Raw genomic sequence first — 5480 nt, 5'->3', positions numbered from 1 at the left:
TTCAGGGAAAAAATCCCTAAATTTTCCCCCCAATCACTCCAATGGTAGGCACTTTTTCAGGGAAAAAAAGTCTAAAAGCCTTATCCAACAAGGTTTTTAGATTTATTCAGCCAACCCTACTTATGAACCACTCTTGACACCCCCTAGTCTAAAGGGACAAGTAGCTAGGGGTGAGGGGAATGATCGAGGTGATAACCGATAAGCAAACAAGTGTGAGCGATCGAGAGTTAATTTTAAAATGTCAAAGGGGTGATCGGGGTGCTTTTCGTCACCTTTACCGTCTTTATCAACCAAAAATCCGCTCTACTCTCTATCAACTCTGTGGACAGGAATTCCTAGAGGATTTTGTCCAAGAGGTATTTTTAAGACTGTGGCGCGGGTTGCCGAAATTGCGTTCACCTGAATACTTTTCCACTTGGGTTTATCGGATCACCTGGAATGTGGCGATCGATGGTCGGCGACAATTAGCCAAAAGACAAACGAGGATGGCCAAAAGCACTGATGAGGAAAACTCCCTTGATAGCGAATCCCGTCCCCAAGATAGTCCCGATTTGATGCAATTGCATTATGAGGAGGTGGTCCGGCAAGGGTTAGAAATTCTCAGTTTAGAACATCGCGCTGTCCTCGTCCTTCACGATCTAGAGGACTTACCCCAAAAGGAAATCGCTCAAATCTTAGAAATTCCCCTCGGTACGGTGAAATCACGTCTTCATTATGCGCGTAAAACCATGGGTCAATTTTTGCAAAAACAAGGAGTTCTCTAATGTCCCCAGAAGATGACAAAGTGGTTAATTTTCTGCGTCGCTATCGTCCATCGCTGCCACCTCGACCGATAGATGAAGAAGAACAGTTAATGCAAATGATTAGGGAAGAAAGGCCAGTAACTTGCCCAAAATCCCTGCCTTTATTGGGGTGGATAACTGGTATTACTGCCTTATCGGTGCTGATTGTTGGTTCCTATCGTTGGTTTCATCCTTATCCACAACTGGGCCAAATTTCCGAGGAGCAGTTAGAAGCTTTTTTAGTGGAGAGTTGGAACCATAGCATCGCTCCACCGATTGCTGCTCCTAGCGTTTATAGTTCGCCTTGGATGAGCTTAAACGAGCCTCAACTCACCTATTCTACCTATAATCCTTAATTTCTTTGTCGAGGTCAATTATGTCCCTTTCTACTCTCTCGATTCTCGGCACAACCATGGCTGTAACTCTGGCGGCTAACCTAGTCCCAACTGCCACTGTGCTATCCTATCCCCAAGATCGTCTATTTATCGCTCAAACTAGCTCTCCCCAGCGTCCTGAGAGTCGTCGAGTGAATAATTCTCGAGAAAGACTAATCGAACAATTAAACCTTACCGATGACCAAAAGTCGAAAATTGCCGCTATTCGTCAGAAATATCAGGAAAAAACCCAAAAGTTGCGAGACACCCTGAGAAGCAACGAACAAGAACTAAATAGTTTATTATCCAATAATGCCTCCGATCGAGATATCCGTTTTAAACATCAGCAAATCTCTCGGAATCGCCAAGAAATGAGTAACCTGCAATTTGAGAGTTTTTTGGAAATTCGTCAAGTGTTGACTCCCGCTCAAAGAACGGAATTTTCCCAATTAATGCAGGAACGTTGCCCTAATTCCCGCAATTGCGGACGACAATAATTCCTATCAGTGCCGATTAAGATCGAGTTTGATTCCGATACATTAGAAAAACGCCAAGGATGGGTTACTACCCCATCCTCAACTTATCATTTACTGATCAATTATCGTTTCCAAGTGACTTTTGGTAGGATATGATTCATATCTACCCGGTCTCTGTACTTGGTGGCGAAGTTCAAGAGGGAATCGAGGAGAGAATCGGAGAGATAGTGAGGTTGTAGGCCTAGATCGAGTAATTTCGTGTTTTTAGCCTTGAAATAATGTTCCTCTAACTCGATGCGCGGGTTGTCAAGATTGTTAATCTCCACATTTAACCCTAAGGCAGAACCAGCTTTTTTAACCATCAGTGCCAAGTCACCGACACTGAACAGTTCGGTAAATTGGTTAAAGACGCGGAATTCCCCCGATTGAGCGGGATTTGCGATCGCTAATTCCAAACAACGCACGGTATCGCGGATATCTAAAAATCCTCGCGTTTGGCCACCTTTACCGTATACTGTCAGGGGATGACCGATCGCCGCTTGAATACAAAAACGGTTTAAAGCAGTACCAAAAACCCCATCGTAATCGAGACGGTTAATTAACATCTCATCCATTCCCGTTTCTTCGGTGAGGACTCCATAAACCACCCCTTGATTGAGATCTGTGGCTTTTAAACCCCACATCCGACAGGCAAAATGGATATTATGGCTATCGTGGACTTTGCTGAGATGGTACATACTACCGGGCTGTTTGGGATAGGGTAAAGTATCCTTACGACCGTTATGTTCGATCGTGATGTAGCCTTCTTCAATATCTATATTAGGTGTGCCATACTCACCCATGGTTCCCAGTTTCACCAGGTGCGCTTCGGGAAATTCCTCTTTCATCGCGTAGAGGATGTTTAAATTGCCAACAACGTTGTTAACTTGGGTTAAAACCGCGTGTTCGCGATCGATCATGGAGAAGGGTGCAGATCTCTGTTCTCCGAAGTGAACAATCGCATCCGGTTGAAACTGTCGCAGGGATTGAATCAAAAAGTCGTAGTTATTGATATCCCCGACAAAAAGATCGAGGGATTTTCCTGTCAGATCTTGCCAGCGTTGAATCCGATGAGATATGGGTGCGATCGGTGTTAAGGTATCGCAGCCTAATTGTAAGTCCCAATAGCGACGAACTAAACTATCAAGTATGCCTACTTCGTAACCTCTATTTGATAGATGGAGTGCCGTTGCCCAACCACAATAGCCGTCTCCGCCAATAACCAAAACTCTCATACAATATCTGTAAAGTTTATATACTCGTCTTTGGTAACTCTAGCAGTTTTGTGTCACGCTTTACCAGCTTAATCCCCGTGAACATAGCGGGGTGTGGGGTGTGGGGTGTAGGGTGATGGGGAAATGGGGTGTGGGGTGTGGGGTGTGGGGTGTAGGGTGTGGGGTGTAGGGTGTGGGGTGATGGGGAAATGGGGAAATGGGGAAATAGGGAGAATCAATAAAGGTAGTCTATTGACAACTGCTCACTGATTACCACTGTCCACTGAAAACTCAAATCTGATCACTGATAACTGATAACTGATAACTGATAACTGATAACTGATGAGGGTGTTCTAGAAAACTTGACAAGGGAACGGATTACAGGGAAACTCAGCTTGTAATCAGTGGGCTTTGCTGACGAGAAAACAAAAGCCAAAAATCTAGATAAAAGGCAGTTTTTTCGGTAACTCAGGGCCTATCTGCTTTTTACTTTTTACTTTTTACTTTTTACTTTTCACTTTATTACTTGATCTTATGCGTTGGCAAGCTCGGCAAAAATCTTCGTTTCCCTTCCTTCCCCTATACGGATTTTTGGCATTTATCGTCGTTTGTCTGATTATTTGGGCAATTTCTCTCTATCCTCGTTCTAATGCTCTGGTGGGGGGTGATTATCTTCCCGCACCTTTTAGGGAGTTTCAACCGGAATGCGCGGATTATGTCCTAGAAGATAGTTCCTTTAAGGATATATCGAGAAATTTTGACTGTAAAACCTATAAAAACATCTCTGATCGAGTGATTGTTCCCCTATCTCTCCAAAAAAACGATATTAGTCTCGATAATTGGCAAAATAACTCGGCAACAGCGATCGAATTAGCACCCTGGCCGGAAATTCATCCCCGCGCTCAAGAGACAAAAGTACCGATTTTAATGTATCACGACATTTTACCAAAAAAAGAGGTATTTTTTGACGTTACTCCCGCCGAATTAGAGGCACATTTTCAGTTTTTGCAGGAAATCGGGGCAACTCCTATCAGTATCGATTGGTTAATTTCCCATCTGCGGACAGGGATCCCCCTTCCCGCTAAACCGGTTTTATTAACTTTTGATGATGGTTATGGGGGACATTACCAGTATGTCTATCCTTTATTGAGAAAATATAACTATCCTGCCGTTTTCTCGATTTATATCAATAAAATGGCTCAAAAAACTGGTAGAACCAGTGTCACTTGGCAACAACTCCAGGAAATGGCCGCCGATCCTCTAGTACAAATTGTCTCCCATAGTGTTAGTCATCCCCGGGATTTAAGGTTATTATCCGATGCAGATTTGGAGCAAGAAGTCAAGCAATCGAAACAAATCTTAGAAAAAGAATTGGGTATTCCGATTAATTATTTCACCTATCCAGAAGGGAAGGCGGACGATCGAGTGAAGGAATTCGTCAAAAAAGCGGGTTATCGGGCGGCTTTATCGATGAATGACCTCGATGAACATTTTGCTGGACAATCCCCCGATTTACTCACTATTGGACGCTTTGGGCAATCGCGCACTAGGGAAATTGTACCGCAAGCTTGGGGGGGTGATCCCTTACCCCGTAGGGATGGCGGTTTTAACTTTGCCACCACCATCCAAAAACGGGAAGTGGAATTCCCAAGCAATACACTTGTTCTAATTAGTGGCGGTATTCCCAAAACTATCCACGCTGATAGTCGCTATCAAGTGGAGGAAATTATCGCCGGCACAGAAGCGATCGCGGCTGTAGATGGCGGTTTTTTCTCTCTCAAGGAATTGGACTCAAATCAGATGATCGGGCCGGTTTTAAGCGAAAATGGCGGCTTTATCCCGGGATATGAGGGAGAAATCGACAAGTTAGAGGGTCGTCCTTTAGTAATCATTACCGATCGATGGGTGCGTTATCTTCCTTTTGATCCTGCCCGTCATAATACCCTAGAAGGAATCGCAGCCGAGGCCGGAGATGATCTCAAGGTGACGGATGCTTTTGTCGCGGCCGCTTGGTTAGTCAAAGATGGACAACCACAATCGCGAGAATCCTTTGGTACACTTTACGGTTTTGATGCCCTGCGTCACCGGGCTTTTTGGGGGATTAATCAGGCAGGACAGCCAGTAATCGGGGTTTCCAGAGAGCCGATCGATTCCATGGCTTTGGGAGAATTATTAGTACAGGCAGGTTTTCGGGAAGCGGTGATGTTAGATTCAGGAGCAAGTACCTCCCTCGCTTATCAGGGCCAATCGCAAGTGCATTATACTCCCCGTCCCGTTCCCCACGTTGTCGCTTTATTTCCCCCCACAGAAACCTATATTGTTCCCGTTAGTCATGTGGGGATTCCCTGCGTAATTTTCGCCGATTCCTGTCCTGCGGGGAGTTAGGGGACAAAAAGTTGCTAACCAGAAAACGGCTGAAGCGGCGGTTTGGGTGATTCTAATCACACCCATCTCCTTTTTGATTACTTAAAATTACCCTTGACATCCTCGCCGCCGTAAAACGGACGGCGATTCCCAAACCTCACGATTTAGGTTTCTGCTTCTTTCCCTTGCGGGGTTCCGCACCTGCCTTAACAGATTTACTCTGTTCTGGTC

At 44.9% G+C, this 5480-nt stretch carries 5 protein-coding genes; 4 read left to right on the top strand and 1 reads right to left on the bottom strand.

Annotated features, from left to right (window positions below):
• Nucleotides 1-179: 179 nt before the first annotated feature.
• Genes EWV68_RS13125 through EWV68_RS13115 form a run of 3 tightly spaced genes read left to right on the top strand, consistent with a single transcriptional unit; the run spans nucleotide 180 to nucleotide 1653 of the window.
• On the top strand, nucleotides 180-764 hold the full coding sequence (locus tag EWV68_RS13125) for a sigma-70 family RNA polymerase sigma factor (protein WP_287170039.1): 585 nt from the start codon (nucleotides 180-182) through the stop codon (nucleotides 762-764).
• Complete coding sequence (locus EWV68_RS13120) at nucleotides 764-1138, top strand: hypothetical protein (protein WP_287170038.1); 375 nt, start codon at nucleotides 764-766, stop codon at nucleotides 1136-1138. The genes EWV68_RS13125 and EWV68_RS13120 overlap by 1 nt, the downstream gene beginning before the upstream one ends.
• A 20-nt stretch (nucleotides 1139-1158) precedes the next feature.
• Entirely contained in the window at nucleotides 1159-1653 is a 495-nt protein-coding gene (locus EWV68_RS13115) for a Spy/CpxP family protein refolding chaperone (protein ID WP_061431009.1), read from the top strand.
• Nucleotides 1654-1754: 101 nt separating this feature from the next.
• Here the strand turns inward: EWV68_RS13115 and EWV68_RS13110 are convergent, their stop codons facing one another.
• Nucleotides 1755-2906, bottom strand: a complete 1152-nt coding sequence (locus EWV68_RS13110) for an NAD-dependent epimerase/dehydratase family protein (RefSeq protein WP_287170036.1) — start codon at nucleotides 2904-2906, stop codon at nucleotides 1755-1757.
• Nucleotides 2907-3419: 513 nt separating this feature from the next.
• Between EWV68_RS13110 and EWV68_RS13105 the strand changes: the two genes are divergently transcribed.
• On the top strand, nucleotides 3420-5270 hold the full coding sequence (locus tag EWV68_RS13105; protein WP_287170035.1) for a polysaccharide deacetylase family protein: 1851 nt from the start codon (nucleotides 3420-3422) through the stop codon (nucleotides 5268-5270).
• Nucleotides 5271-5480 lie beyond the last annotated feature (210 nt).

This window comes from Microcystis sp. M_QC_C_20170808_M9Col (genome assembly GCF_007095495.1).
GTDB lineage: Bacteria > Cyanobacteriota > Cyanobacteriia > Cyanobacteriales > Microcystaceae > Microcystis > Microcystis aeruginosa.
Note: the sequence above shows the minus strand (reverse complement) of the source record. Positions and strands in the feature narration are given on the sequence as shown.